This window comes from Streptomyces sp. NBC_01571 (assembly GCF_026339875.1).
Taxonomy (GTDB): Bacteria; Actinomycetota; Actinomycetes; order Streptomycetales; family Streptomycetaceae; genus Streptomyces.
This window is the reverse complement of the sequence record NZ_JAPEPZ010000001.1, coordinates 7,784,802-7,810,829: the sequence shown is the minus strand read 5'-3', so window position 1 is coordinate 7,810,829 and position 26,028 is coordinate 7,784,802. Positions and strand designations below refer to the sequence as shown.

At 73.5% G+C, this 26,028-nt stretch carries 14 protein-coding genes; 8 read left to right on the top strand and 6 right to left on the bottom strand.

Annotation, left to right across the window (positions count from 1 at the left end; translation table 11 throughout):
* The first annotated feature begins 321 nt into the window (after positions 1-321).
* The 7 genes from OHB41_RS35115 (at position 322) to OHB41_RS35085 (ending at position 17,456) form a co-directional block, all read left to right on the top strand.
* Positions 322-7,638: a type I polyketide synthase gene (locus OHB41_RS35115; protein ID WP_266702753.1), complete on the top strand. Its 7,317-nt coding sequence runs from the start codon at positions 322-324 to the stop codon at positions 7,636-7,638.
* 44 nt (positions 7,639-7,682) lie between these two features.
* Entirely contained in the window at positions 7,683-12,317 is a 4,635-nt protein-coding gene (locus tag OHB41_RS35110; protein WP_526025075.1) for a beta-ketoacyl synthase N-terminal-like domain-containing protein, read from the top strand.
* Positions 12,307-12,660, top strand: a complete 354-nt coding sequence (locus tag OHB41_RS35105) for an acyl carrier protein (RefSeq protein WP_266702749.1) — start codon at positions 12,307-12,309, stop codon at positions 12,658-12,660. Before OHB41_RS35110 ends, OHB41_RS35105 begins: the two co-directional genes overlap by 11 nt.
* A complete protein-coding gene (locus tag OHB41_RS35100) occupies positions 12,657-13,460 on the top strand; it encodes an alpha/beta fold hydrolase (RefSeq protein WP_266702747.1) in 804 nt (267 codons plus the stop codon). The genes OHB41_RS35105 and OHB41_RS35100 overlap by 4 nt, the downstream gene beginning before the upstream one ends.
* Positions 13,461-14,774: a glycosyltransferase gene (locus OHB41_RS35095; RefSeq protein ID WP_266702745.1), complete on the top strand. Its 1,314-nt coding sequence runs from the start codon at positions 13,461-13,463 to the stop codon at positions 14,772-14,774.
* Entirely contained in the window at positions 14,771-16,576 is a 1,806-nt protein-coding gene (locus tag OHB41_RS35090) for an ABC transporter ATP-binding protein (RefSeq protein WP_266702743.1), read from the top strand. Before OHB41_RS35095 ends, OHB41_RS35090 begins: the two co-directional genes overlap by 4 nt.
* 85 nt (positions 16,577-16,661) lie before the next feature.
* Complete coding sequence (locus OHB41_RS35085; RefSeq protein WP_266702735.1) at positions 16,662-17,456, top strand: polysaccharide deacetylase family protein; 795 nt, start codon at positions 16,662-16,664, stop codon at positions 17,454-17,456.
* Between the two features lie 45 nt (positions 17,457-17,501).
* On the opposite strand, the gene OHB41_RS35080 is transcribed toward OHB41_RS35085, so the two are convergent.
* Entirely contained in the window at positions 17,502-18,509 is a 1,008-nt protein-coding gene (locus tag OHB41_RS35080) for a DUF2278 family protein (RefSeq protein ID WP_266702733.1), read from the bottom strand.
* A 124-nt stretch (positions 18,510-18,633) separates the two neighbouring features.
* Between OHB41_RS35080 and OHB41_RS35075 the strand changes: the two genes are divergently transcribed.
* Positions 18,634-19,107, top strand: a complete 474-nt coding sequence (locus tag OHB41_RS35075; RefSeq protein WP_266702731.1) for an SRPBCC family protein — start codon at positions 18,634-18,636, stop codon at positions 19,105-19,107.
* 21 nt (positions 19,108-19,128) lie between these two features.
* Here the strand turns inward: OHB41_RS35075 and OHB41_RS35070 are convergent, their stop codons facing one another.
* The 5 genes from OHB41_RS35070 to OHB41_RS35050 all read right to left on the bottom strand — a co-directional run bounded on the left by OHB41_RS35070 (position 19,129) and on the right by OHB41_RS35050 (position 25,960).
* Positions 19,129-20,280 (bottom strand): XdhC family protein, encoded by a 1,152-nt coding sequence (locus OHB41_RS35070; protein ID WP_266702729.1) that lies wholly within the window; start codon positions 20,278-20,280, stop codon positions 19,129-19,131.
* A 212-nt stretch (positions 20,281-20,492) separates the two neighbouring features.
* Positions 20,493-21,950: an NCS2 family permease gene (locus OHB41_RS35065; RefSeq protein WP_266702727.1), complete on the bottom strand. Its 1,458-nt coding sequence runs from the start codon at positions 21,948-21,950 to the stop codon at positions 20,493-20,495.
* Between the two features lie 166 nt (positions 21,951-22,116).
* The gene (locus OHB41_RS35060; protein ID WP_266702725.1) at positions 22,117-24,498 is read right to left on the bottom strand and encodes a xanthine dehydrogenase family protein molybdopterin-binding subunit; all 2,382 of its coding nucleotides are present in this window, start codon (positions 24,496-24,498) and stop codon (positions 22,117-22,119) included.
* Positions 24,499-24,500: 2 nt separating this feature from the next.
* Entirely contained in the window at positions 24,501-25,073 is a 573-nt protein-coding gene (locus tag OHB41_RS35055; protein ID WP_266702723.1) for a (2Fe-2S)-binding protein, read from the bottom strand.
* A complete protein-coding gene (locus tag OHB41_RS35050; RefSeq protein WP_266702721.1) occupies positions 25,073-25,960 on the bottom strand; it encodes an FAD binding domain-containing protein in 888 nt (295 codons plus the stop codon). Before OHB41_RS35050 ends, OHB41_RS35055 begins: the two co-directional genes overlap by 1 nt.
* Positions 25,961-26,028 lie beyond the last annotated feature (68 nt).

The following is a 26,028-nucleotide window of genomic DNA, read 5'->3' as shown; positions in this document are numbered from 1 at the left end:
CCTCGCACGCCCCGCTTTGACTTTTCGTCAGGAGCCATTTCCGCAGGCCGCCCCGGTGGGCGACCAGCACCCGAACAGCGGTCGACCAGCCGCTCAACTGCCCAGGAACAAAGCCTCTGTTGCCCGACCACGCGGGAATCCGAAGCCGCCGTGTCAGCAGTGTTACGTCCGGTAAGACCTGCCTCCTTGAGAGTTTGACTTTCACCAGGATGCGCAATAAGCATGAGCGTGCTTCGCATCGGCCGCGGCTTGTTGTGAAGCGCAAGCGCTCTCCGCTCTCCCCCACCATTCCTCACTCCCGTGTGACATTGGAGCGTTCGCGTGCCTGTGCCGAATATCGAAACTTCCGGCCTGCTTGCTGTCGACGACATCGTCATCGCCGTGAACCCGTTCGCCGTCCCGTCCGCACGGGTCACCGCCGCCGCCGTGCGCGCCGGTGGTCTGGGCGTGCTGGACCTCACCTCGGGTGGGCGCCGGGCAGCCGAGGAACTCGCGCTCGCCGGGGAATGGTCGCCCGCCGGTTTCGGCGTACGGCTCCGCGACAACGCTGCCTTTCCCGCGCGGGCACTCCCCGCCGTTGTGCACACCGTCCTGCTGACCGACGAGGCCTCCTGCACCCCCGCGGACTTCCCGGGCCGTCGCGTGCTCGTCGAGGTGACCGGCCACGAGCAGGCGTTACGGGCCGCCGCGGCCGGCGCTCACGGGCTGATCGCCCGGGGCCACGAGGCAGGCGGCCCGGTGGGTGAGCTGAGCACCTTCGTCCTGGTGCAACAGCTGCTCGGCGACGAGACGTTCGACCTGCCGGTCTGGGCCTGCGGCGGCGCCGGACCGTACACCGCGGCGGCCGTCGTGGCGGGCGGCGGCGCCGGGGTCGTCCTGGACACCCAGCTCGCCCTGCTCGACGAGGCCGAGGCAGGGCTGCCCGCCGGGACCCGGGCCCTGCTGGCCGGGCTCGACGGCTCCGAGACCACCCTGGAGGCGGGCCGCCGCGTCGTACGCCGCCGGGGAGCCCCGGAGGGCGCCCCGGCCTCCGAGATCGGTCAGGACGGTTTCCTCGCGGCCCGCTTCCAGGAGCGCTGGGGCACCGTCCGCGCGGCCGTGCGAGGCGTGCGGGACGCCGTCCTCGACGCGCTGAAGGGCGCCGGTCCCGCGCTCGGCACCGCCAGTGCGGGCAGCCGTGCCCTCGGAACCGAACTCCCGGTCGCGCAGGGGCCGATGACCCGGGTGAGCGACCAGGCCGCGTTCGCCGCCGAGGTGAGCGGACACGGCGCGCTCCCCTTCGTCGCGCTCGCGCTCTCCGGCGCCGAGCAGACCCGCGCGGTCCTGGAGCGGACCAGGGACACGCTGGGGGACGCGCCTTGGGGCGTCGGTGTCCTGGGCTTCGCGGACGAGGAGATCAAGGCCGCCCAACTCGCCGTCGTACAGGAGATCCGTCCCTCCCACGCGATCATCGCGGGCGGCCGTCCCGCACAGGCCGCCGCGCTGGAGGAGGCGGGCATCTCCACCTTCTTGCACGTGCCGTCCCCGGGCCTGCTGAAACAGTTCCTGGAGGCGGGCGCGCGCAAGTTCGTCTTCGAGGGCGCCGAGTGCGGCGGACACGTCGGACCGCGCAACAGCTTCCCGCTGTGGGAGGCGCAGCTCGGCGTACTCGACGACTTCCTGGCGGGCGCGAGGAACGGCACGGCGGCCGAACTGCAGCTGCTGTTCGCGGGCGGGGTGCACGACGAACGGTCCACCGCGATGGTCACCGCCCTCGCCGCGCCGCTGAGCGCCCGAGGTGCCGCCGTCGGCGTGCTGATGGGCACGGCGTACCTGTTCACCGAGGAGGCGGTCAGCGCGGGCGCCGTGCTGCCGCTGTTCCAGCGCCAGGTGGTCGCCGCCGAGCGCACGGACCTGCTGGAGACCGCCCCGGGGCACGCCACCCGCTGCGTCCGCAGCCCGTTCACCGACGAGTTCGCCGCCGTCAAGGAGGACCTGGCCGCCCGTGACGTGCCCGGTCGCGAGGCCTGGGAGCAGTTGGAGCGGCTCAACGTGGGCCGGCTGCGACTGGCCAGCAAGGGGATCGAGCGGGCCGGGGGCGAACTGCGCGAGGTGGGTGAGGAGAGACAGCTCGCCGAGGGCATGTTCATGGCCGGTGAGGTGGCCGTGCTGCGCTCGGCCGTCACCACCGTCGCCGCCCTGCACGCCTCGGTCACCACCGGGGCCGTCGCCTTCCTGGCCGACCGGCTGGCCGCCCTCGGTCTCGGCGAACCGGCCACCGCCCCCTCCCCCGAACCGCTGGACGTCGCCGTCGTCGGCATGGCCTGCATGTTCCCCGGCGCCCCCGACCTCGCCACCTTCTGGGCCAATGTGCTGGCGGGCGCGGACGCCGTCACCGAGGTGCCCGCGACCCGCTGGGACACCGGCCTCTACCACTCAGCCGACGGCTCCGGAACCGGCGAGAGGACCCCGTCCCGATGGGGCGGGTTCCTCCCCGAAATACCCTTCGAGCCACTGCGGTACGGAATACCACCGGCCTCGCTGCCCGCCATCGAACCCGTGCAGCTGCTGGCCCTGGAGGCCGCGCGCCGCGCCCTGGAGGACGCCGGTTACGGGAGCCGGCCCTTCGACCGGGCCCGCGCCTCGGTCGTGTTCGGCGCGGAGGCGGGCAGCGACCTGTCGAACGCCATGACCCTCCGGTCCGTGCTGCCCTCTTATCTCGGTGCCGTGCCGCCCGCCCTGGACGCGCAGTTGCCGCGCCTGACCGAGGACTCCTTCCCCGGCATCCTCGCCAACGTCATCGCGGGCCGGATCGCCAACCGTCTCGACCTCGGTGGCGCCAACTACACCGTGGACGCCGCTTGCGCCTCCTCGCTCACCGCGGTCGACGTCGCGTGCAAGGAACTGACCGCCGGGACGAGCGACCTGGTGCTGTGCGGGGGCGCGGATCTGCACAACGGCATCAACGACTTCCTGCTCTTCGCCTCCGCCCACGCCCTGTCGCCCTCGGGCCGCTCCGCGCCCTTCGACAGCGCCGCCGACGGCATCGCGCTCGGCGAGGGCGTCGGGTGCGTCGTCCTCAAACGGCTCACCGACGCCGAGCGCGACGGGGACCGGGTGTACGCGGTCATCAAGGGCGTCGGCAGCGCGAGTGACGGACGGGCGCTGGGGCTGACCGCTCCTCGGCCCGAGGGCCAGTACAACGCGCTGACCCGGGCGTACCGCAACGCGGGTGTCTCGCCCGCCGAGGTAGGGCTCGTCGAGGCGCACGGCACCGGAACCGTCGTCGGCGACCGCACCGAACTCGGTGCGCTCACCCGGGTGTTCGAGGAGGCCGGTGCCGAGCCGGGGAGTTGTGCGCTGGGGTCGGTGAAGTCGCAGATCGGTCACACCAAGTGCGCCGCCGGGCTGGCCGGACTCATCAAGACCTCGCTGGCCCTGCACACCGGCGTACGACCGCCGACCCTGCACCTCACCGAACCGAACCCGGCCTGGGACGCGGGCAGCAGCCCGTTCGCCTTCCACACCGAGGCCCGGCCCTGGGCCGCCGCCCCCGCGCAACGCGTCGCCGGTGTCAGCGCCTTCGGCTTCGGCGGCACCAACTTCCACGTCGTGCTGCGGGCCCACGAGGACGGGCCGCCGCCGGTCACCGCCGCCCAGCAGTGGCCCGCCGAGCTGTTCACCTTCCGTGGCGCGGACCGGGCGGCCGCCGAACGTGCCGCCGCCGAGCTGCTCGCCCTCGTCGAGGCGGATCCCGGCCCGTACGAGCCGTGGCGGCTGCGGGACTTCGCCCTCGCCGCGTCCCGGCGGGCCGAGGCAGCCGCTCCCCGTGGCCTCCCCGTACGCATCGCGCTGGTCGCCGCCTCCACCGGCGAGCTGAGAGACCTGCTGGGGCGGGCGGTGACGGGCGAACACGCCCCGGAGGAGGGCCTGTTCACCGCGACACCGGACGACAGTCCGTTCACCGCGTCCCCGGACGACGGTCTGTCCGCCTCCGCCCCAGACGCCGGCCTGTCCGCCTCCGCCCCAGACGCCGGCCTGTCCGCCTCCGCCCCAGACGCCGGCCTGTCCGCCTCCGCCCCGGACTCCGCCGACGCCCCGGGCGCCGCCGACGCCCCGGGGGCCGCCGCGGACCGGTCCGGTCCGGCCGGTGACGCGGCCGGCCCCGTACCGGGTGACGCGGGCGTCGCGATGCTCTTCCCCGGGCAGGGCAGCCAGCGGCCCGGAATGTTCGCGGAGCTGTTCGTGGCCTTTCCCGAGCTGCAGCGTCATCTGCGGCTCGACGAGGCGACGGCCCGCGTGCTCTTCCCGCCCGCCCCCTTCGACGAGTCGAGCCGCAAGGAACAGCGGGAGCGGATCACCGACACCACACTCGCGCAGCCCGCGCTCGGTCTGACCTCACTCGCCGCCTTCCAGCTCCTGAGCAGGGCCGGGATACGCCCGGCGATGGCCGCGGGACACAGTTACGGTGAGCTGGCCGCACTGGCCGCGGCGGGTGTCCTGGCGCCCGGGGCCCTGTTGCGGGCCAGCCACGACCGGGCCGCCGCCATCCTCGGCGCCACCGGCGGCGGCGACCCGGGCACCATGGCCGCCGTCACCGCGCCCGAACCGGAGGTCGCGACCGCCCTGGCGCAGGCGGGCCTCGACGGATCAGTGGTGACGGCGAACCGCAACTCGCCCCGCCAGACGGTTATCTCGGGACCCACCGAGGACGTGCTCAGCGCCGTGGAGCGGCTGCGCGCCCGGGGACTGAGTGCCCAGCGCATCCCGGTGGCCTGCGCGTTCCACAGCCCGCTGGTCGCGGCCGCCGGCGAACGGTTCGCCGAGGCGCTCGCCGAAGTCCCCCTGGGCGCGCCCGACTTCCCGGTCTGGTCGAATCGTACGGCCGACCGCTACCCGCGGACGCCCGGGGCGATCCGTGCCGAACTTGCCGCCCAGATCGGCGCGCCGGTCCGGTTCGCCGACCAGATCGAGGCGATGTACCGGGCCGGGGCCCGGGTCTTCGTCGAGGCCGGCCCCGGTTCGGTACTGACCCGGCTGGTGGGCGCGGTGCTCGGCGACCGGCCGCACCGCACGGTCGCCCTGGAGGACGGCCGCCGCACCGGGCTCACCGGGTTCCTCACCGCGCTCGCCCGGCTGGCCGTCGCCGGGGTGGACGTCAGGACCGGGTGGCTCTTCCAGGACCGGGACGCGCTCGACGCCGCCCGCGCCACGCGTCGAAGACGCGCCGCCTGGACCGTGGACGGCCACCTGCTCCGCACCGCGGACGGTGTGATCCCCGCCGCCGCACTCCACCCCGCCGAGCGCGTCCCGGAGGCCCTCATGACCAGCAGCGGCACCTCGCACGGAACGGCGGCCGTGACCGGCTCCGAGGCCCTGATCAGCGAGTTCCTGCGGACCAGCCGGGAGATGATCGCGGCGCAACGGGACGTGATGCTGGGGTATCTGGGCGCTGACCCGGGGGTGAGACCCGCCGCCCCCGTCCCGGTCGCGTACCCCACCGCCGCCACCCCGGTCACGTACGCCGACGCTCCCGTCACGGTGACCGCGCTGCCCGCCGCCGTCCCCGCGCCGGCCGAGGCCGTCGAGGCGGCGGACGGCTCGGTGCTGTCCGTCGTGCTGGAGGTGATCGGTGAGCGGACCGGCTACCCGGTCGACATGATCGAGCCCGACCTCGACCTCGAAGCCGACCTCAGCGTCGACTCCATCAAGAGAGCCGAGATCGCCGGAGAACTCGCCGGCCGCCTCGGACTCACCACCACCGGCGACACCGGCACCGACATCGAAGAGCTGGCGAAGGCCCGTACCGCGGCTGCCATCACCGCCCTGGTGGAACGGGTGACCGGGAAGCGCGGGGCTCGGGGGCCCGCCCCGGCCCAGGCTCCCGCCGGCGCCGGGGCGGACACGGCCCCGACCGCCGAGACCGTCCTCGCCCTCGTACTCGAAGTGATCGGTGAGCGCACCGGCTACCCCGTCGACATGATCGAGCCCGACCTCGACCTCGAAGCCGACCTCAGCGTCGACTCCATCAAGAGAGCCGAGATCGCCGGAGAACTCGCCGGCCGCCTCGGACTCACCACCACCGGCGACACCGGCACCGACATCGAAGAGCTGGCGAAGGCCCGTACGGCCGCGAGCATCGCCGCGCTGGTCGCGGGCGTCCGGGACGAGGCGGCCGGACCCGGCCTCGCGGAGGGCGGCCCGGTCTCCGCCGAACCCGTCGTCGTGGCGCCCCGGCGTTTCGTGATGCGGGAGTTCGACCTCGGCCCCGCCCAATCCGCGTCCACCGACGACCGGTTGGCGGGGCGCAGGTTCCTGCTGCTCGGCAGCGGACCGGTCGCCGAGGCGCTGACCGCCCGGCTGACCGCGCACGGCGCCCACGCGGTGACCGCCGACGAGCCGCCCGCCGGGGCGGAGTTCGACGGTCTCGTCCACCTCGTCGACCCGGACTCCCCACCCGTCCTGCCGGACGCCTACCCGGTGTACCGGCAGGTGCTGGCCGGCAACCCGCGCTGGATCCTGGCCGCGGGTGCCGCGGCGGGGCTGCGCGGCTTCTTCCGCTCCCTCGCGCGCGAGTACCCCGAGACCGTGGCCCGGGTCGTCGAGCACACCCCCGGTACCGCGCCCGAGGACCTCGCCGCCGATCTCGTCGCCGAACTCACCGCCCCCGACCGCGAACCGGTCGTGCTGCGCTCGCCCGGAGCCCGGCGCGGACTGCGCATGACCGAGGAGGGCCTCGGCCTGCTCGGGTCCACGGGCGCGGGCCCGGCCGGGGACGGTGCGGCCGAGGCCGCCGCGCTCGGCCTCGACACCACGTCGGTCGTCCTGCTGGTGGGCGGCGCCCGGGGCATCACCGCCCGGTTCGCCACGACCCTGGCCGCCGCGAGCCGCTGCCGGATCGAGCTGTTCGGCCGCACCGCCCTGACCGAGGGCGAGGACGACCCCGCCGTCGCCGCCGCGCACGGCACGGACGAACTGCGGTCGGCGCTCATCGCGGGCGGTCTGCGCGTCCCCGCCGAGATCGAGCGGGCGATCGGCCGGATCCAGGCGGAACGCGAGGTGCGCTCCACCCTGCGCAGGCTCGCCGCGCTCGGTTCCGAGGTCCGCTACCGCGCCGTGGACGCGCTGGACGGCGACGCCGTGCGCCGGGCGGTGAAGGAGATCCACGCCGAGCACGGCCGCCTGGACGGTGTCGTGTACGCGGCCGGCGTGATCGAGGACAAGCTGATCGCGGAGAAGAGCCCGGCGTCCTACGACCGGGTGTTCCGTACGAAGGTGGACGGCGCGCGCGAACTGCTCGACGCGGTCCGCGAGTTGCCCGACGGTCCACGGTTCGCCGTGCTGTTCGGCAGTATCGCGGCGACCCTCGGCAACCGCGGCCAGAGCGACTACGCCGCCGCCAACGACGCCCTGGAGTCCCTCGGCGCCCGCTGGGCCGCGTCCGGCACGGACCGCCGGGGACTGACCGTCCACTGGGGCCCCTGGGCGCCGACCGGCGACGGCAACCACGGAATGGTGACACCCGAGCTGATGCGGCACTACGCGGGGCGGGGGATCCGGCTCATCGACCCCGAGGAGGGCACGGGCAGCCTGCTGCGCGAGCTGGCGTGGGGGCCCGCGGCCGACACCGCCGTCGTCTACACCGCCTCGGGCTGGTGACCGGCGTGCCGAACACGCGCGCCGAACCCGTCGCCATCGTCGGCATGGCGGTGCTCTTCCCCGGCGCCCCGGACCTCGCCGCGTACTGGCGCAACCTGGTCTCCGGCGTCGACGCGATCACCGACGTGCCGCAGAGCCGCTGGGACGCCGACGACTACTACGCGCCCGGCGCGGAGCCCCGCGCGGACCGGGTCTACTGCCGGCGCGGCGGCTTCGTGGACGAACTGGCCGAGCTGGACGTCACCGAGTTCGGGATCATGCCGGCCGCGGTGCCCGCCACCGAGCCCGACCAGCTCATCGCGCTGCGGGTGGCCGCGCAGGCGCTCGCCGACGCGGGCGGCGCGGACCGGCTGCCCGCCGACCGGCACCGGGTCGGCGTGGTGCTCGGCCGCGGCGGCTACCTCACCCCCGGCCTGGTCCGGCTCGACCAGCGGGTACGGACCGCGAGCCAGCTGGTACGGACCCTCGGCGAGCTGCTGCCCGATCTCGACGCCGCCCAACTGGAGTCGGTGCGGCAGGCGTTCACCGACCGGCTCGGTCCGGAGGCACCGGAGTCGTCGATCGGTCTTGTGCCCAACCTCGCCGCGTCCAGGCTGGCGGGCCGGCTCGACCTGCGCGGCCCCGCCTACACCGTGGACGCGGCCTGCGCCTCCTCGCTCATCGCCGTCGACCACGCGGTGCGCGAACTCGGCAGCGGGCGCTGCGACGTGATGCTGGCCGGCGGGGTGCACCACTGCCACGACATCACCTTCTGGAGCGTGTTCAGCCAGCTCGGCGCGCTCTCCCCGAGCGAGCGCATCCGGCCCTTCCACAAGGACGCGGACGGGGTGCTGATCGGAGAGGGCACCGGGGTGGTCGTCCTCAAGCGGCTCGCCGACGCCGAGCGTGACGGCGACCGGGTCTACGCGGTGATCACCGGCACCGGTGTGGCCTCCGACGGACGGACCACCAGTCTGATGGCGCCCGACTCGGGCGGCCAGGTCCGCGCGGTCCGCCAGGCCTGGGAGGCCGCCGGGCTCGACCCGGCGGCACCCGGCTCGATCGGGCTCCTGGAGGCGCACGGCACCGCCACCCCGGCCGGCGACGGGGCCGAACTCACCACCCTCGCGGAGGTGTTCGGACCGCCACCGGGCGAGCGGGGCGGCCCGGGAGCAGCCGGTAGGGGGCCCGGTCCCGGACCGGCCGCCGAGGGGCCACCTCCCACGGGGTCCCCCGGCGGTACGCACGATGGCCCGGCCGGCGGTACGCCCCACGGTCCGCCCAGCGGCCCGCGCGCCGTCATCGGGTCGGTGAAGTCGATGATCGGGCACACCATGCCCGCCGCGGGGATCGCCGGGCTGATCAAGGCCGCACTCGCCGTCCACCACGGAGTGCTGCCGCCGACCCTGCACTGCGACGAACCGCATCCGGCCCTGGCCCGCACCCGGTTCGCCCCCATCGGCGCCGCCCGCCCCTGGCACACCGACGACCGGCAGCCGGTGCGCCGGGCCGCCGTCAACGCCTTCGGCTTCGGCGGCATCAACGCGCACGTGGTGCTCGAACAGGCGGCGGTCCGAAAAGCGGCCACGGCGTACGAGGTGCGCGAGCCGGAGCGGGTGCTGCGGCTGACCGCGCCGACACCCGCCGCGATGGCCGCGCTGCTCGACCGTTCCGACTCGGCGCTGCTCGCCACGGGTCTCGACGAACGGACCACCGCGCCCGCCGCCGATCCGGTACGGCTCGCCGTGGTCGGGCCCACCGCGAAACGACTGGCCCTGGCCCGCAAGGCGGTCGCCAAGGGCAAGGGGTGGCGCGGACGCAACGACGTGTGGTTCGTGCCACGGCCGCTGCTGGGCCCGGGCGGCGGCCGGCTCGCGTTCGTCTTCCCCGGCCTGGAGGCCGAGTTCGCGCCCAACTCCGGCGACATCGCCGCCCACTTCGGGCTGCCCTGGTCCACGGCCGTGACCGACGCCACCGTGGGGCACGTGGGCCGGCAGGGCACCGGTGTCTTCGAGCTCGGGCGGCTCCTGGACGCGGCGCTGCGCCGGCTCGGCGTGGTACCGGACGCCCTCGCCGGGCACAGCCTGGGCGAGTGGACCGCGATGGCCGTCGCCGGGATCCATCCGCCCGACGAGGTCGACGCCTTCCTCGCCGACTTCGACCCGGACGCGCTGCGCGTGCCCGGGCTGGCGTTCGCCGCGATCGGCGCCCCCGCCGGCCAGGTGCTGGCGGAGCTGGCCGGCCGTACGGACGTGGTCCTCTCGCACGACAACGCCCCCAACCAATCGATGATCTGCGGCCCGGAGCCCGCCGTCGCCGCACTCGTCGGCGTGTTCCGCTCCCGGGCGTTGGTCTCGCAGATCCTGCCGTTCCGTTCCGGTTTCCACACCCCGATGCTGGAGCCCTACCTCGACCCGATCAGGAAGGCGTCCGAGGCCTACACCCTGCGCCCGGCCGCGCTGCCGCTGTGGTCGGCGACGACCGTCGCCCCGTACCCGGACGAACCGGACGCGGTACGCGAGCTGTTCGTCCGCCATCTGCTGGAACCGGTCCGCTTCCGGCCGTTGGTGGACACGATGTACGCGGCGGGCTTCCGCGCCTTCGTCCAGCTCGGCGCCGGACAGCTCGGCTCCCTCATCGGAGACACCCTGCACGGCCGTGACCACCTGGTGGTCACCGCGCACTCCCCGCACCGCTCGGGTCTTCCCCAACTGCACCGGGTGGCGAGCGCGTTGTGGGCGGAAGGTGCGTCGCCGGACCTCGCCCCGCTGCTCGGCGGCCCGCCAGGGACCGCCCCCGCAACGGCCCGCTCCGTTCGCCGGGCGGCCCGTCCGGTCCGGCTGGACCTCGGCGGTGCGAACGTCTCCCTGGACCCGGCGACCCGTGACCAGGTGGCCGCCGCGCTGACCCGGCACCGCATCCCGGCCGCGGTGCCCGGGGAACTGGGCGTCCTGGACGAACAGGGTCTGCTCGGCGCCGAGTTGTCCGCGCTGCTGCGGGACACGACGGCGTTCGCCTCGGACGTGGTGACGGCGGGCCGCACGGCACGCCGCGGGTCCCCGCCGGCCGCCCGGGACACCGGCGCACCCGTCCCTCGTACGACCACCCCGCCCCCGGGGCCCCGGCCGCTCGAAGCGACCCTGCGCGTCTCCGTCGACACCATGCCGTACCTCCTCGACCACTGCTTCTTCAGACAGCCCGCACAGGCCGACCCGGCCGACAGATGGCCGGTGGTCCCCGGCACCACCGTGATCGCCCATCTGATGGAGCACGCCGAACGGGCCGCCCCGGGCCGCCGCGCCGTCGCCGTCCACGACGTACGGCTGCACCAGTGGGTCACGGCGATCCCGGCCGTCGACATCCCCGTACGGATCGTGCCCGAGGGCCCGGACCGGGTGGCCGCCTCGCTCGGCACCTACGCCCAGGCCGGCGTCGAACTCTCCCCGGAATACAGGCGGTTCGCGCCCGTGCGGCCCTGGACCTTTCCGGCGGCCGAGGAGGAGCGGCCCGAACTCACCGCCGCCGAGCTCTACACGCGCCGCTGGATGTTCCACGGTCCCCTCTTCCAGGGCCTGAGCGAACTGACCGCGGTCGGCGACCGGCACGTACGCGGAGTGCTCGTCACACCGCCGGCGCCCGGTGCCCTGCTGGACAACGTGGGACAGCTCCTCGGCTTCTGGATCATGTCCCGGCTGCCGGTGCGCACCACGGTGTTCCCGGTGGGGATGAGGGAGATCCGCTTCCACGGCCCGCATCCCGCGCCGGGCGAGCGGCTGGAGTGTCTGATCCGGATCACGTCCGTCACCGACAGCGCCCTCGAAGCCGACATGCAACTGGTCCACCGGGGCAGGGTGTGGGCCGAGTTCAGCGGCTGGCAGGACCGCCGGTTCGACAGCAACCCGTGGATCCGCGCGGTCGACCGGGAGCCCGAGCGGAACACGCTGTCGCGGATGCGGCCCGGCGGCTGGGCCCTGCTCCACGAGGAGTGGCCCGATCTGGCCACCCGCGAGCTGATCATGCGGAACATCCTGGCGGGCGAGGAGCGCGAGCAGTACGCGGCGCACGCACCTCGTGGCCGGCGGCAGTGGCTGCTCGGCCGGATCGCCGTCAAGGACGCGGTGCGCCACCTGCTGTGGGGCCGTGGCACCGGCCCCGTCTACCCCGCCGAGATTCGGGTGGGCAACGAGCCGACCGGCCGGCCCCACGTGACCGGCGGCTACGGCAGAGCACTGCCCGCGCTGCACGTCTCGATCGCGCACCGGGGGACGACCGCCGTGGCGATGGCCAGGACCGACGGGCCCTGCGGGATCGACATCGAGGAAGTCACCGACCGTCCCGACGCCACCCTCGCCGTCGCCCTCACCACCCGCGAGCGCGAACTGCTCGGGGCACTCGTCCAGAAGTCCGGGACCAGGCACGAGCCCGGCGCCGAAGCCGGTGCCGAGCGGCTCTGGTTCACCCGCTTCTGGGCCGCCAAGGAGGCCGTCGCGAAGGCACGCGGCACCGGACTGGGCGGCGAGCCCAAACGGTTCGAGGTCACCGCGGCGGACGACACCCGCCTGACCGTCCGCACCGCGGGCGAGGACCACCGCGTGCGGCACTGCGCGCTGACCGCCCCCCAGCCGTCCACAGGGCCCGGCACGGAGTACGTCGTGGCCTGGACGGCCGTCAACGATCAGGAGAGCGAAGATGACCACTGAACTCGAAGGCTCCCGCCCGGACACGCGGCCGGCACGGAGTCCGGCGCCGGACGCGGCGACCGTCCTCGCGGACATCTCGGCCATCCTGCGCGTCGTGCTGGAGGAGTACGGGCTCGACGACTTCGAGATCACCATGGAGACGTCCTTCCACGACGACCTGGAGCTGGAGAGCATCGACCTCGTCACCCTCTCCGCCCAGCTGCGCGAGTTCTACGGCGAGCGCGTCAACTTCGCCGCGTTCATCGCCGACCGCGGGCTGGAGGAGATCATCGAGCTGACCGTCGGCGATCTCGTCGGCCATGTGGTGGACACGCTCGCCGTCGCGGAGGTGCGCCGACCGTGACCACGCTCCGGGTGAACGGCATCGACGTCCACGTCCAGCGGCTGGGGCACGACCCCGACGTCCCGCGTCCGGTCGTGGTGCTCATCCACGGCCTGCTCATCGACAGCCTGGCCAGCTACTACTTCAGCCTCGCGCCGCGGCTCGCCGAGGAGGGCATGGACGTCGTCATGTACGACCTGCGCGGGCACGGCAGGACGTCCCGGCCGCCGACCGGCTACCGGATGGAGGACTTCGTCCGCGACCTCGACGAACTGCTCGACACGCTGGCGGTCGAGGGCCCGGTGCGGCTGGTCGGCAACTCCTTCGGCGGCGCGGTCGCCTACGCCATGGCCGCCGCGCACCCCGGCCGGGTCGCCGGAGTCGTCGCGATCGAGGCCGAACCACCGGCCCGCGCCTGGGCGGAGAACATGTACGAGGGTCTCGTCGGGGAACAGGGCGGCCAGGTCGTCCAGGAGGTCACCGAGTGGCTGCGGGAGAACCCGGGCGAGCGCAACGCCCGGCCGTTCCGGGCCGCGGGCAAGGTGCTCGACGAGACGGCGCTCGCCCGGGAGATCCCGCTCAGCGGGCTCCTCGACGAGAACCTGTCCGCGATCCGCTGTCCGGTCCTCGCCGTCTTCGGCGGTGCGTCCAGGCTCAGTGCGCAGACCGGGATGCTGGAGGCCTCGCTCGCCGACTGCCGTACGGTCGTCCTGCCCGGCCGCGGCCACTCGGTGCTGGTGGAGGCCACCGAGGAGACGTACGTCCTCGTCCGTGACTGGCTGCTGCGCCAGGAGGCGCACACGCTGCGGGAGGCCCGCTAGATGGGCAGGTTCCTGTTCGTGGTGCCGCCGCTGGTCGGGCACGTGAACCCGGCCGTGGGCACCGCGGCCGCGCTCGCGGCCCGCGGCCACGACATCGCCTGGGCGGGCCGTCCGGAGCTGGTCCGGAGCCTCGCGGGCGCCGACGCCGTCGTCCACCCGTGCGCGCTCCCCGGCGACCTGCCGCCCCGGCCCGCCGACCTGAAGGGACCGGCCGCCTTCCGCTTCCTCTGGGAGAGCTTCCTCGTCCCGCTGGCCGAGGCCATGGCCCCCGGGGTGCGTACGGCGATCCGGACGTACGACCCGGACGTCGTCGTCTGCGACCAGCAGGCGGTGGCGGGCGCGCTGGTCGCCGAGTCGCTCGGGCGGACCTGGGTGACGTCGGCCACCACCTCCGCCGAACTGGTCGACCCGCTGGCCGCCATGCCCAAGGTGGCCGCCTGGCTCGACGAGTTGCTCGCGGGGCTGCGCGGCAGGGTCGGCGGCGCGGCGGGCGGGGCGGATCCGAGGTTCTCGCCGCACGGCGTGCTCGCGTACACCACCCGCGCGCTGCTCGGTCCGGTCGAACTCCCCGACCGGGTCTGGCTGGTGGGCCCTTCCGTCGCCGCCCGTCCGGCCGGCGGCGACGACGACTTCCCCTGGGAGTGGCTGGACGGCTCGGGCCCGCCCACCGTCCTGGTCAGTCTCGGCACCGCCAACAACGACGCCGGCGCCCGCTTCCTGAACGCGGCCGCCGAGGCGCTGGGCGCCATGGGCGACCGGGTGCGGGCCGTCCTCGTCGATCCCGGCGGGCTCGTCGGGGGCCGGCTCCCCGACCACCTCCTCGTACGCCCGCACGTTCCTCAACTCGCCCTGCTGGAACGGGTCGACGCGGTCGTCTGTCACGCCGGGCACAACACCGTGTGCGAGGCGCTGTGGCACAGTGTCCCGCTGGTCGTGGCGCCGATCCGGGACGACCAGCCGATCGTGGCCGGCCAGGTCGTGGACGCGGGCGCCGGGGTGCGGCTGCGGTTCGGGCGCGCCGACGCGGCGAGGATCGGCGCCGCCGTCGACGCCGTGCTCGATCCGGCGGGGGGCCACCGCAAAGCGGCCGCGGCCGTCGGGGAGTCGTTCCGGGCGGCGGGCGGCAGCGCGTCCGCCGCGGACCGCCTCGAGGCAGTGGCGGCCGGGGCCACCCGAGCTACGAGGGCCACGGGGGCCACCGGGATCACGGGGATCATCAGACCTGACGGACCGCCCGGAACCACCGAGTCCGCCGGGTCCAGCGAGTCCACCGGAAACACCCGAAGCACCGACGGCGAGGTGCGCGTCCCGTGACCGTCGAGAACCTGCCCGCCACTCCCCCGGGCTCGCTGTCCACCCTCGTCGGCTACGCGAGACCGCACTGGCGGGTGCTGCTGTTCTCCCTGTTCCTCACGCTGCTGGCCGGGGTGTCGGGGCTGGCGCAGCCGAAGTTCGCGCAGGCGATCCTGGACCGGCTGGACGACGGCGGCAGCGTCGCCGCGCCGGTCGCGCTGCTCGCCGCGCTGCTGGTCGCGGGCGCCCTGCTCACCGGCCTCAACGCCTGGCTCCAGCAACGCACTTCGGAGCGGGTGGTACGGCAGGTGCGGCGCGGTCTCGTGCACCGGCTGATCCGGCTGCGGGTCTCCGAGCTGGACCGGCGGGCCCCGGGCGACCTCATCGCCCGCGTCACCTCCGACAGCACCCTGCTCAAGAGTGCCGCCACCGAGGGCCTGATCATGACGGTCAACGGCGTACTGACCTTCGCCGGTGCGCTGTTCATGATGGCGACGCTCGACGTGCGCCTGCTCGGCGTGACCCTGCTGGTACTGACCCTGGTCGCGGTCGTGATCACCGGCGTACTGCCCCGGATCAGGGCCGCCGTGGCCCGCTCCCAGGCGTCCGTCGGCGCGGTCGGCGCCGTCCTCGACCGCACTCTCGGCGCGGCCCGCACGGTCAAGGCGAACGGCGCCGAGGGCCGCGAGACGCGCGCCGCCGAGGACGCGGTCGAGGAGGCGTACGCGGCAGGGCTGGCCGGCGCCCGCTACGGCGCCCTCGTCGCCATGGTGGGCGGCGCCGCCATCCAGACCGCGTTCCTGGTCGTCCTGGGCGTGGGCGGCACCTTCGTCGCGAACGGCTCGATGTCGGTCTCCGAACTGATCGCCTTCCTCCTGTACGTGTTCTTCCTGGCGAGCCCGGTCTCGCAACTGGTCGGCGGGGCCGCCCAACTCCAGCAGGGACTGGGCGCGGTGGGCAGGATCCAGGAGGCGTACGGGCTGCCGGCCGAGGACGACATCGAGGCGCCGCCCGCCTCCGGCCCGGAGCACGCCGTCGCGCCCGCCGTCGAGCTGAGCGGGGTCGAGTTCGCCTACCCGGGCCGGGCGCCCGCCCTGCGCGGTGTCGGCTTCACCGTCGCCGGCGGCACCCGGACCGCGCTCGTCGGTCTCTCGGGGGCCGGCAAGACCACTCTCTTCTCGCTCCTCCAGCGGTTCTACGAACCGACCGCGGGCACCATCAGGATCGGCGGCGAGGACATCTCCACGCTGCCGCGCGCCGAGGTGCGGCGCCGGATCGCGTACGTCGAGCAGGACTCCCCCGTGATGGCCGGCACGCTCCGCGAGAACCTGGTGTACGCGGCACCCTCGGCGACCCCGCGGCAGCTGGCGGAGGTGCTGGCCCTGACCCGTCTGGACGCTCTGGTCGCGCGCCTGCCGCAGGGGGTGGAGACGCCCGTAGGCCCGCGCGGCGTGACCCTGTCGGGCGGTGAGCGCCAGCGCCTCGCCATCGCCCGTGCCCTGCTGCGGCGCCCTCAGGTGCTGCTGCTCGACGAGGCGACGGCCCAGCTCGACGCCCGCAACGAACAGGCCCTGGGCGAGCTCGTGGCGCGCGCGGCGGGCCGGTGCACGGTGCTGCTGATCGCCCACCGGCTCTCCACGGTCACCGACGCCGACCAGATCGTGGTCCTGGAACACGGCGAGGTCCGCGCCGTGGGCAGCCACGACTCCCTGCTCGACGACGACGCGCTCTACCGCGAACTGGCAGCCACGCAGCTGCTGGCGGCCGAGCCCCCGGCGCGCCCGCCGGCCGGTCCGGTCGGCGCGGCGTCAGCCGGTACGTAGGCCGGCATACCGGCGGCGAGTGCCCCGTGATGAGCACCCCCACCCTCTATGCATCACGCGTATACACCATATGTACAGTCACGGCATGCCTTTTCTGACCAGGAAGACGAAGAGATCGGGCCTCGGGTTCCGTTCCGCGGCCGCCCTCGTGACGGCCGCCGCGCTCGCCGTGCCGCTGGCGGGGTGCACCACCGTCCGCGCCACCGCACCGGCGGCCGCCCGCGCGCAGACCGTGTCCGACGGCAAGGCGGCCGGCCGGTTCGGGACCGTGGACTGCCGTGAGGCCAAGTGCATCGCGCTGACCTTCGACGCCGGGCCGAGCGAGCACTCGGCCCGGCTGCTGGACATCCTCAAGGAGAAGAAGGTCCCGGCCACCTTCTTCCTGCTCGGCAAACGGCACATCGAGAAGTATCCGGAGCTGGTCCGGCGGATGGCCGCCGAGGGGCACGAGGTCGCCAGCCACACCTGGGACCACAAGATCCTTACGCGGATCAAACCCGACGAGATACGCGCGGAGCTGCGACGGCCCAACGACGCGATAGAGAAGCTCACCGGGCGCCGGCCCACGCTCATGCGGCCGCCGCAGGGACGGACCGACGACACCGTGCAGAAGATCTGCCGGGAGATGGGTCTCTCGGAGGTGCTGTGGAGCGTGACCGCCAAGGACTACAAGACGTTCGACCCCAAGGTGATACAGCAGCGTGTCCTCAAGCAGTCGACCCGGGACGGCATCATCCTGCTGCACGACCTCTACCCGGGCACCGTGCCCGCGGTGCCCGGGATCATCGACGCGCTCAAGGAGCGGGGGTACGTGTTCGTGACCGTGCCCCAGCTGCTGGCGCCCGGGAAGCCGAAGCCCGGCACGGTCTACCGACCCTGACGGAGCTACGGTTCGGGGCCGTACGGAACGGGACGGGAGGGGCCGTCAGAAGACGACGGTCCACCCCTCGCGCCCGGCCTGCCGGGCCGTGTACGAGACACCGTGGACCTTGAGGCCGTGCGCGTCGAGCAGGGTGATCACGCCGCCCTGGTTGCCCAGCTGGACGCCGTCCGTGAGCGGAACCACCAGACACGCGCCGGGGGCCAGCGGGCCGGACGGCACCGCGCAGCCGTGGCCGAGCCGGTCGGTCAGGCGCCAGCCGGTGAGGTCGAGCGGATCGGGCGAGGCGTTGAGAAGTGTGACCGTCTCGGACTCGGGGGCCGGCCCCCTCGGGTCGACCAGGGCCGCCAGGATGCGCACCGGCCCGGCGTCCGGATCGGGACGGGAGCCGTCCACGGGGAGGGTGTGCCCGGTGATGTCGTCGGTGTGCCAGGACTGGCTCTGGAAGGCGAGGAAGATACCGACCCACCGGGACTGTGCCGGGAAGTGGAGGAGCAGCCCGCCGTCCTGCCGGACGCCGTCGTCGCCCTGGAAGCGCGCGCTGTTGCCCTGGTTCATATGGATGTCGTGGACGCCGTTTCCGGGCAGGAAGCCGAACACCTTGTCGCGGACGGCGGGCTCGGGCCCGAAGCGCTCGCCGAACACGTACATCCGGGCCCCCGGATCGGCCACCGCGCGCCGGACGTAGTGGTCGAGCAGGTCGGCCAGGTCGTTGTCGGGGCCCTGCGCGTCCGGGGGCAGCGAACGCATCGCCGCCGGGTCGAAGAGGTTGCCGCGCACGAAGTCCAGGTTCGGGCCGCCCGGCCCCGGCGGCAGGCTGTTCCAGCCGGACGCCAGGCCCTCCAGGCCCCCCGTGACCGGATGCCGGAGGTCGTCGGCGACCAGGTACAGCAGCTCGGAGGGCTCCTCCTGGGACCGCACGTTGACCGCTGCCCGGTAGTGCGTTCCCCGGTCGTCCGTCAGGTGGACCTGGTAGTGCGGGGTGTCGGTGGAGCCCTCGCGCCGGGCGTCGACCGCCCGGGTGATCAGTACGCCGTAGGCCTTCACTGGCATGTCGGTCAACTCCCCCTGGAGACACTGCGGTTGGCCGTGCGTGAGGGAATGGTAGGACCACGGCGTCCGCTTTCGTCCTGCTGCGCGGGAATGCGCCCGGCGTGCGGCCGCCTACGATCGCCCCGTGGTCCTCTTCCTGCTGGAACGCGTGTCCCCGGCTCCCCCCGCCGAGACCTGGCGCCGCCTCACCGAGTGGCCCCGCCACGCGGAGGTCGTGCCGCTGACCCGGGTCGGCGTGGTCACCCCGCCGCCGACGCGCGAGGGCACGGTGTTCGTCGCCCGGTCGGGGGTGGGGCCGGTGGCGTTCGACGACCCGATGGAGGTGGTGACGTGGCAGCCGCCCCGGGGACTTGACGCGGGGCGGTGCCGGCTGGTCAAGCACGGCACGTTCGTCACGGGGTGGGCCGAGATCGAGGTGCGTCCGGCGGCCGGCGGGGGTTCACGGGTGCTGTGGCGGGAGGATCTGCGCGTGCGGGGGCTGCCCGGGATCTGCGACCGCCCGCTGGCATGGGCGGGTCGGTGGATGTTCGGGCGGGCGGTGGACGGGCTGCTGCGCGAGCCCGTCCCGCGCCGGCCCCCGGAGCCGCCCTCGCCGTGACCGCCCGGGTCACCGGCCCCGTCAGGCGACCGACCCGACCCGGCGGCCCGGAACGGGCGTCGCGTCGTGGTGGATCGGCGTGTGCGCCCCGGTGAGGGAGACGCCGCTGCCGCCGCGCCTGCCGGCCACGATCTCCGAGGCGATGGACAGAGCCGTCTCCTCGGGGGTGCGGGCGCCCAGGTCGAGGCCGATGGGCGACCGGAGGCGGGCGAGCTCCAGCTCCGTGACGCCGACCTCGCGCAGCCGCTCGTTGCGGTCCAGGTGCGTCCGCCGGGATCCCATCGCGCCGACGTACGCGACCGGCAGGCGCAGCGCGAGCAGGAGCAGGGGCACGTCGAACTTGGCGTCGTGGGTGAGGACGCACAGGACGGTCCGTGCGTCGACCTGGGCGCGCTCCAGGTATCGGTGGGGCCACTCCACGACGATCTCGTCGGCGTCCGGGAAGCGGCCGGCGGTCGCGAAGACCGGGCGGGCGTCGCAGACCGTCACGTGGTAGCCGAGGAACTTGCCGATGCGGACCAGCGCCGACGCGAAGTCGATCGCGCCGAAGACGATCATCCGGGGCGGCGGCACCGAGGACTCCACCAGAACCGTGAGCGGTGCTCCGCAACGAGAGCCCTGCTCACCGATCTCCAGGGTCCCGGTGCGGCCCGCGTCCAGGAGGGCGCCCGCCTCGCCGACCACGGTCCGGTCGAGTTCCGGGTGGGCGCCGAGGCCGCCCTCGTACGAGCCGTCGGGGCGGACGAGCAGCGCGCGCCCCAGCAGTTCCGCGGGGCCGCTCACGATCCGCGCGAGGGCCGCGGCCTCTCCCTTCACGGCGGCGTCCAGGGCGGCTGTCACCACCTCCCGGGCCCGGCCGCCCGCCCGTACCGGGGTGACGAGGATGTCGATCACGCCGCCGCACGTCAGACCGACGGCGAAGGCGTCCTCGTCGCTGTAGCCGAAGCGCTCCAGGACGGTCTCGCCGTCCTCGAGCGCCTGCCGGCACAGTTCGTAGACCGCGCCCTCCACGCAGCCGCCGGACACCGACCCGACCGCCGTGCCGTCGGTGTCGACGGCGAGCGCGGCGCCGGGCCGGCGGGGTGCGCTGCCGCCGACGGCCACCACGGTGGCGACGGCGAAGTCGCGTCCCTGCCCGACCCACCGGTGCAGCTCCTCGGCGATGTCCAGCATGTCTCGGTCTCCTTCGGCAGCGGTTGCGGGGAGGGCTAGGGCGTGTTGCGAAAGTCCCGTCGTCCGCCCGGAGGGCGGGCCTCGCGGCGTCTGGTGCGTGCTCTCGGCGTGCCGGGCGGAAGCCCGCGTACTGGACGTACCCGGGTTTTCGCCCGGTGCGGCGAGAGGGCGTGCCAGACGCCGCGAGGCAGGCGGGACTTTCGCAACACGACCTAGTGGACGCCCATCCAGCTCTCGATGGGGTGGAGGGCGTAGAAGACGAGGAAGATCACCGTCAGGCCCCACATGAATGCCCCGATCTCCCGGGCCTTGCCCTGGGCGATCTTGATGGCGACGTACGAGAGGACTCCGGCCGCGACGCCCGCGGTGATGGAGTACGTGAACGGCATGATCACGACGGTGAGGAAGACCGGGATCGCCGTGGCGCGGTCGGCCCAGTCGACGTGCCGGGCGTTCATCATCATCATGGCGCCGATGACGACCAGCGCCGCCGCCGCGACCTCGCCGGGGACGATCGCCGTCAGCGGGGTGAAGAAGAGGCAGGCGGCGAAGAACAGGCCGGTGACGACGGAGGAGAGGCCGGTGCGCGCGCCCTCGCCGACCCCCGTCGCGGACTCGACGAACACCGTCTGGCCGGAGGCGCCGGCGACGCCGCCGACCGCTCCGCCCGCGCCGTCGATGAACAGCGCCTTGGACAGGCCCGGCATCCGGCCCTTCGCGTCGGCCAGTCCGGCCTCCGTGCCGACCCCGATGATGGTGGCCATGGCGTCGAAGAACCCGGCGAGGACGAGAGTGAAGACGATCATGCCGACCGTCATCGCGCCCACGTCGCCCCAGCCGCCGAACTCGACCTTGCCGAAGAGCGAGAAGTCCGGCATCGAGACGGCGCTGCCGTGCAGTTCGGGGGCGCCGCTCGCCCACTGCCCGGGAGCGATGACGCCGAGGGTGTCGAGGACCACGGCCAGTACGGTGCCGCCGACGATGCCGATGAGGATGGCACCGGGGACGCCGCGCGCCTGGAGCATGAAGATGGCGAGCAGGGTCGCCGCGAAGAGCAGCACCGGCCAGCCTGCGAGTTCCCCGGTCGCACCGAGGGTGACCGGGGTGGCCTTGCCCTGGTGCACGAAGCCGGCCTTGTAGAAGCCGATCAGCGCGACGAACAGGCCGATGCCCATGGTGATCGCGTGCTTCAGCGCGAGCGGTATCGCGTTCATGATCATCTCGCGCAGGCCGGTGACGACGAGCAGCATGATGACCGCGCCGTACATCACGCACATACCCATGGCCTGCGGCCAGGTCATCTGCGGGGCGACCTGGGAGGAGAGCACTCCGGAGACGGAGAGTCCGGCGGCGAGGGCGAGCGGCACCTTGCCGACGAAGCCCATCAGGAGGGTGCTGAAGGCCGCGGCGAACGCGGTCGCGGTGATCAGTGCCTGCTGGCCGAGCGTGTTCCCCGCCGCGTCCTTGCCGGACAGGATCAGGGGGTTGAGGAGGAGGATGTACGCCATCGCCATGAAGGTGGTGACGCCGCCGCGCACCTCGCGCGCGACGGTCGATCCCCGCCGGCTGATGTGAAAGTAGCGGTCCAGCCAGGACCGTCCGGCCGGGACGCGGGTACCCGCACCCGCGTCGTCGGCGACGGTCCTGGGCTCCACTGACTGGTGGGTCATGGTGCCAACTCCCAAGGTTCACAGGGGCACCCGCGTCGGCCGCCGGTGGCAGCAGAGGTCAACCGCCGTTGCGGCTGCGGGATTTGGGAAGGTGCACGACCCGGGGGACGGCCCGAGACGAACGAAGGGGTTACAGGGGGAGCAAGTCCCGCCCGGCCCCTGGGGGTTACTTGCCGGTGAGATGCTCGGGCCGTACCGGCGTCCGGTTGAGCTCCAGCCCCGTCGCGTTCCGGATCGCCGCGAGGACGGCCGGGGTCGACGACAGGGTGGGGGCCTCGCCGACGCCACGGAGCCCGTACGGGGCGTGGTCGTCGGCGAGTTCGAGCACGTCGACCGGGATGGTCGGCGTGTCGAGGATCGTGGGGATCAGGTAGTCCGTGAAGGAGGGGTTGCGCACCTTCGCGGTGACGGGGTCGACGATGATCTCCTCCATGACCGCGATGCCGAGGCCCTGGGTGGTGCCGCCCTGGATCTGGCCGACCACCGACAGCGGGTTGAGCGCCTTGCCGACGTCCTGGGCGCAGGCCAGTTCGATGACCTTGACCAGGCCGAGTTCGGTGTCGACCTCGACGACGGCGCGGTGCGCGGCGAACGAGTACTGGACATGGCCGAAGCCCTGTCCGGTGCGCAGGTCGAAGGGTTCCGTCGGACGGTGCCGCCACTCGGCCTCGATCTCGACGGCCTCGTCCTCCAGCACGTCCGCCAGATCGGCGAGCACCTCGCCCGCGTCGGTGACGACCTTGCCGCCCTCCAGCAGCAGTTCCGCCGTCGCCCACGCCGGGTGGTACGTGCCGAACTTGCGGCGGCCCCTCTCCAGGACCTTCTCGCGCACCAGCTCGCAGGAGTTCCTGACGGCGCCGCCGGTGACGTACGTCTGACGCGACGCGGACGTCGAACCGGCGCTGCCCACCTGGGTGTCGGCGGGGTGGATGGTCACCTGCGCGACGCCGAGCTCGGTGCGGGCGATCTGCGCGTGGACGGTGACGCCGCCCTGGCCGACCTCCGCCATCGCGGTGTGCACGGTCGCGACCGGCTCGCCGCCCACCACCTCCATGCGGACCCTGGCGGTCGAGTAGTCGTCGAAGCCCTCGGAGAAGCCGACGTTCTTGATGCCGACGGCGTAGCCGACACCGCGCACGACACCCTCGCCGTGCGTGGTGTTGGACAGGCCACCCGGCAACTGCCGAACGTCGGCCCCCTCGGAGCTCTCCCACTGGCGCTCCGGCGGCAGCGGCATCGCCTTGACGCGGCGCAGCAGTTCGGCGACCGGGGCCGGCGAGTCGACGGGCTGTCCGGTCGGCAGCAGGGTGCCCTGCTCCATCGCGTTGAGCTGCCGGAAGGCGACCCGGTCCATGCCGACCGCGTCCGCGAGCTTGTCCATCTGGGCCTCGTACGCGAAGCACGCCTGGACCGCGCCGAAGCCGCGCATCGCTCCGCAGGGCGGGTTGTTGGTGTAGAGCGCGATGGCCTCGATGTCGACGTCCTCGACGACGTACGGGCCGACGCCCAGTGAGGAGGCGTTGCCGACGACCGCCGGGGAGGCGGACGCGTACGCGCCGCCGTCCAGCACGATACGGGCCTTCATGTGCGTGAGCTTGCCGTCCTTGGTCGCCCCGTGCTCGTAGTACAGCTTCGCGGGGTGGCGGTGGACGTGTCCGAAGAAGGACTCGAAGCGGTTGTAGACGATCTTCACGGGCTTGCCGGTGCGCAGGGCCAGCAGGCAGGCGTGGATCTGCATGGACAGGTCCTCGCGGCCGCCGAAGGCGCCGCCGACGCCGGAGAGCGTCATCCGGACCTTGTCCTCGGGCAGGCCGAGGACGGGGGCGATCTGCTTGAGGTCCGAGTGCAGCCACTGGGTGGCGATGTACAGCTCGACGCCGCCGTCCTCGGCGGGTACCGCGAGGCCGGACTCGGGGCCGAGGAAGGCCTGGTCCTGCATGCCGAAGGTGTACTCGCCCCTGACGACGAAGTCGGCCTTCTTCGCGGCCGCTTCGGCGTCGCCTCGGACGATCGGCTGCCGGTGCACGATGTTCGGGTGCGGGACGTGCCCGATGTGGTGGTCGTCGCGGCTCTCGTGGACGAGGATCGCGCCGGGCGCGGTCGCGGACGCCTCGTCCGTGATGACCGGCAGCTCCCTGTACTCCACCTTGATCTTGGCGGCGGCGCGGCGCGCGGTCTCCGGGTGGTCGGCGGCGACGATCGCGACCGGCTCGCCGTGGTGGCGGACCTTGCCGTGCGCGAGGACCGGGGTGTCCTGGATCTCCAGGCCGTACGTCTTCACCTCGGTGGGCAGGTCGTCGTACGTCAGGACCGCGTAGACGCCGGGCTGCGCGAGGGCCTCGGAGGTGTCGATCGACACGATCTCGGCGTGGGCGACCGGGGAGCGCAGGATCTGGCCCCACAGCATGTCCTCGTGCCACATGTCGGACGAGTACGCGAACTCGCCGGTGACCTTGAGGATGCCGTCCGGGCGGAGCGTGGACTCGCCGATGCCGCCTTTGGACTCGGTGCCCTGGGTGATCTTGGTGGGTGTGCCGGTGGTTCCCATGGTCAGACCGCCTCGGACTGCCGGGCGGCCGCGAGGCGGACCGCGTCCATGATCTTCTCGTAACCGGTGCAGCGGCAGAGGTTGCCGGAGAGCGCCTCGCGGATGTCCGCGTCGGTCGGAGTCGGGTTGTGCTCCAGCATCTCGTCGGCGGCGACCAGCAGGCCCGGGGTGCAGAACCCGCACTGGACGGCGCCGGCGTCGATGAACGCCTGCTGGATCGGGGAGAGTTCGGTGCCCTCGCCGGTCTGCGAGTCATGACCCTTGGCGCCCCAGCGCCTGGCCTCGTCCAGCGACGTCCCGCACGAGCCCGTCCCGCAGGAACGCTGCTGGGCGTACTGCGCGAGCCCCTCGACGGTGACGACCTCGCGGCCCTCGGCCTGACCGGCCGCCACCAGGCACGAACACACCGGCACGCCGTCCAGGCGGACGGTGCAGGAACCGCACTCGCCCTGCTCGCAGGCGTTCTTGGAGCCGGGCAGGCCCAGTCGCTCCCGCAGTACGTACAGCAGGGACTCGCCCTCCCACACGTCGTCGGCTTCCTGCGGACGGCCGTTGACCGTGAAATTGACGCGCATTACGCGACTCCCTCCGTGGCGGCGGTGCCGCGGTACGACTCCCAGGTCCAGGTCAGGGTGCGGCGGGCCATCACGCCGACCGCGTGGCGGCGGTAGCTCGCCGTGCCCCGGACGTCGTCGATCGGGTTGCAGGCGGCGGAGCACAGGTCCGCGAACTGCTTGGCGACCGACGGGGTGATGATCCTGCCGTTGTCCCAGAAGCCGCCCTCGTCGAGCGCCGCGTTCAGGAACTCCTCGGCGGTCTTGGCGCGGACCGGGGTCGGCGCGGCGGAGCCGATGCCGGTGCGCACCGTGCGGGTCGCGGGGTGCAGGGCCAGACCGAAGGCGCACACCGCGATCACCATCGCGTTGCGGGTGCCGACCTTGGAGTACTGCTGCGGGCCGTCGGCCTTCTTGACGTGGACGGCCCTGATCAGCTCGTCGGGGGCGAGCGCGTTGCGCTTCACCCCGGTGTAGAACGCGTCGATCGGGATCATCCGGGTGCCGCGTACCGACTCGGCCTCGACCTCGGCGCCCGCGGCGAGCAGGGCCGGGTGGGCGTCACCGGCCGGGGACGCGGTGCCGAGGTTTCCGCCGACGCCGCCGCGGTTGCGGATCTGCGGGGAGGCCACGGTGTGGGAGGCCAGGGCCAGGCCGGGCAGCTCGCCGCGCAGGTTCTCCATGATCTGGGTGTACGGGACGGAGGCGCCCAGGCGCACGCTCTCCTCACCGACCTCCCATTCGCTCAGCTCACCGATGCGGTTCAGGTCGAGGAGGTACTCGGGCCGGCGGTGGTCGAAGTTGATCTCGACCATCACATCGGTGCCTCCCGCAATCGGCACAGCGGTGGGGTGCTCGGCCTTCGCGGCGAGCGCCTCCTCCCAGCCGGCGGGGCGAAGGAAGTCCATGAGTGGCTCTCTTCTTCTTCGTCGAAGGTCGTATCGATCAAGCCAGATCGTGTGCGGCGGCCCCGGCT

Excerpts from the sequence above, each read along its gene's own strand:
- OHB41_RS35110 (WP_526025075.1), top strand. The coding sequence starts at position 7,683 with ATGGCGGTGCTCTTCCCCGGCGCCCCGGACCTCGCCGCGTACTGGCGC.
- OHB41_RS35105 (WP_266702749.1), top strand. The coding sequence starts at position 12,307 with ATGACCACTGAACTCGAAGGCTCCCGCCCGGACACGCGGCCGGCACGG.
- OHB41_RS35095 (WP_266702745.1), top strand. The coding sequence starts at position 13,461 with ATGGGCAGGTTCCTGTTCGTGGTGCCGCCGCTGGTCGGGCACGTGAAC.
- OHB41_RS35085 (WP_266702735.1), top strand. The coding sequence starts at position 16,662 with ATGCCTTTTCTGACCAGGAAGACGAAGAGATCGGGCCTCGGGTTCCGT.
- OHB41_RS35080 (WP_266702733.1), bottom strand. The coding sequence starts at position 18,509 with ATGCCAGTGAAGGCCTACGGCGTACTGATCACCCGGGCGGTCGACGCC.
- OHB41_RS35070 (WP_266702729.1), bottom strand. The coding sequence starts at position 20,280 with ATGCTGGACATCGCCGAGGAGCTGCACCGGTGGGTCGGGCAGGGACGC.
- OHB41_RS35065 (WP_266702727.1), bottom strand. The coding sequence starts at position 21,950 with ATGACCCACCAGTCAGTGGAGCCCAGGACCGTCGCCGACGACGCGGGT.
- OHB41_RS35060 (WP_266702725.1), bottom strand. The coding sequence starts at position 24,498 with ATGGGAACCACCGGCACACCCACCAAGATCACCCAGGGCACCGAGTCC.
- OHB41_RS35055 (WP_266702723.1), bottom strand. The coding sequence starts at position 25,073 with ATGCGCGTCAATTTCACGGTCAACGGCCGTCCGCAGGAAGCCGACGAC.
- OHB41_RS35050 (WP_266702721.1), bottom strand. The coding sequence starts at position 25,960 with ATGGACTTCCTTCGCCCCGCCGGCTGGGAGGAGGCGCTCGCCGCGAAG.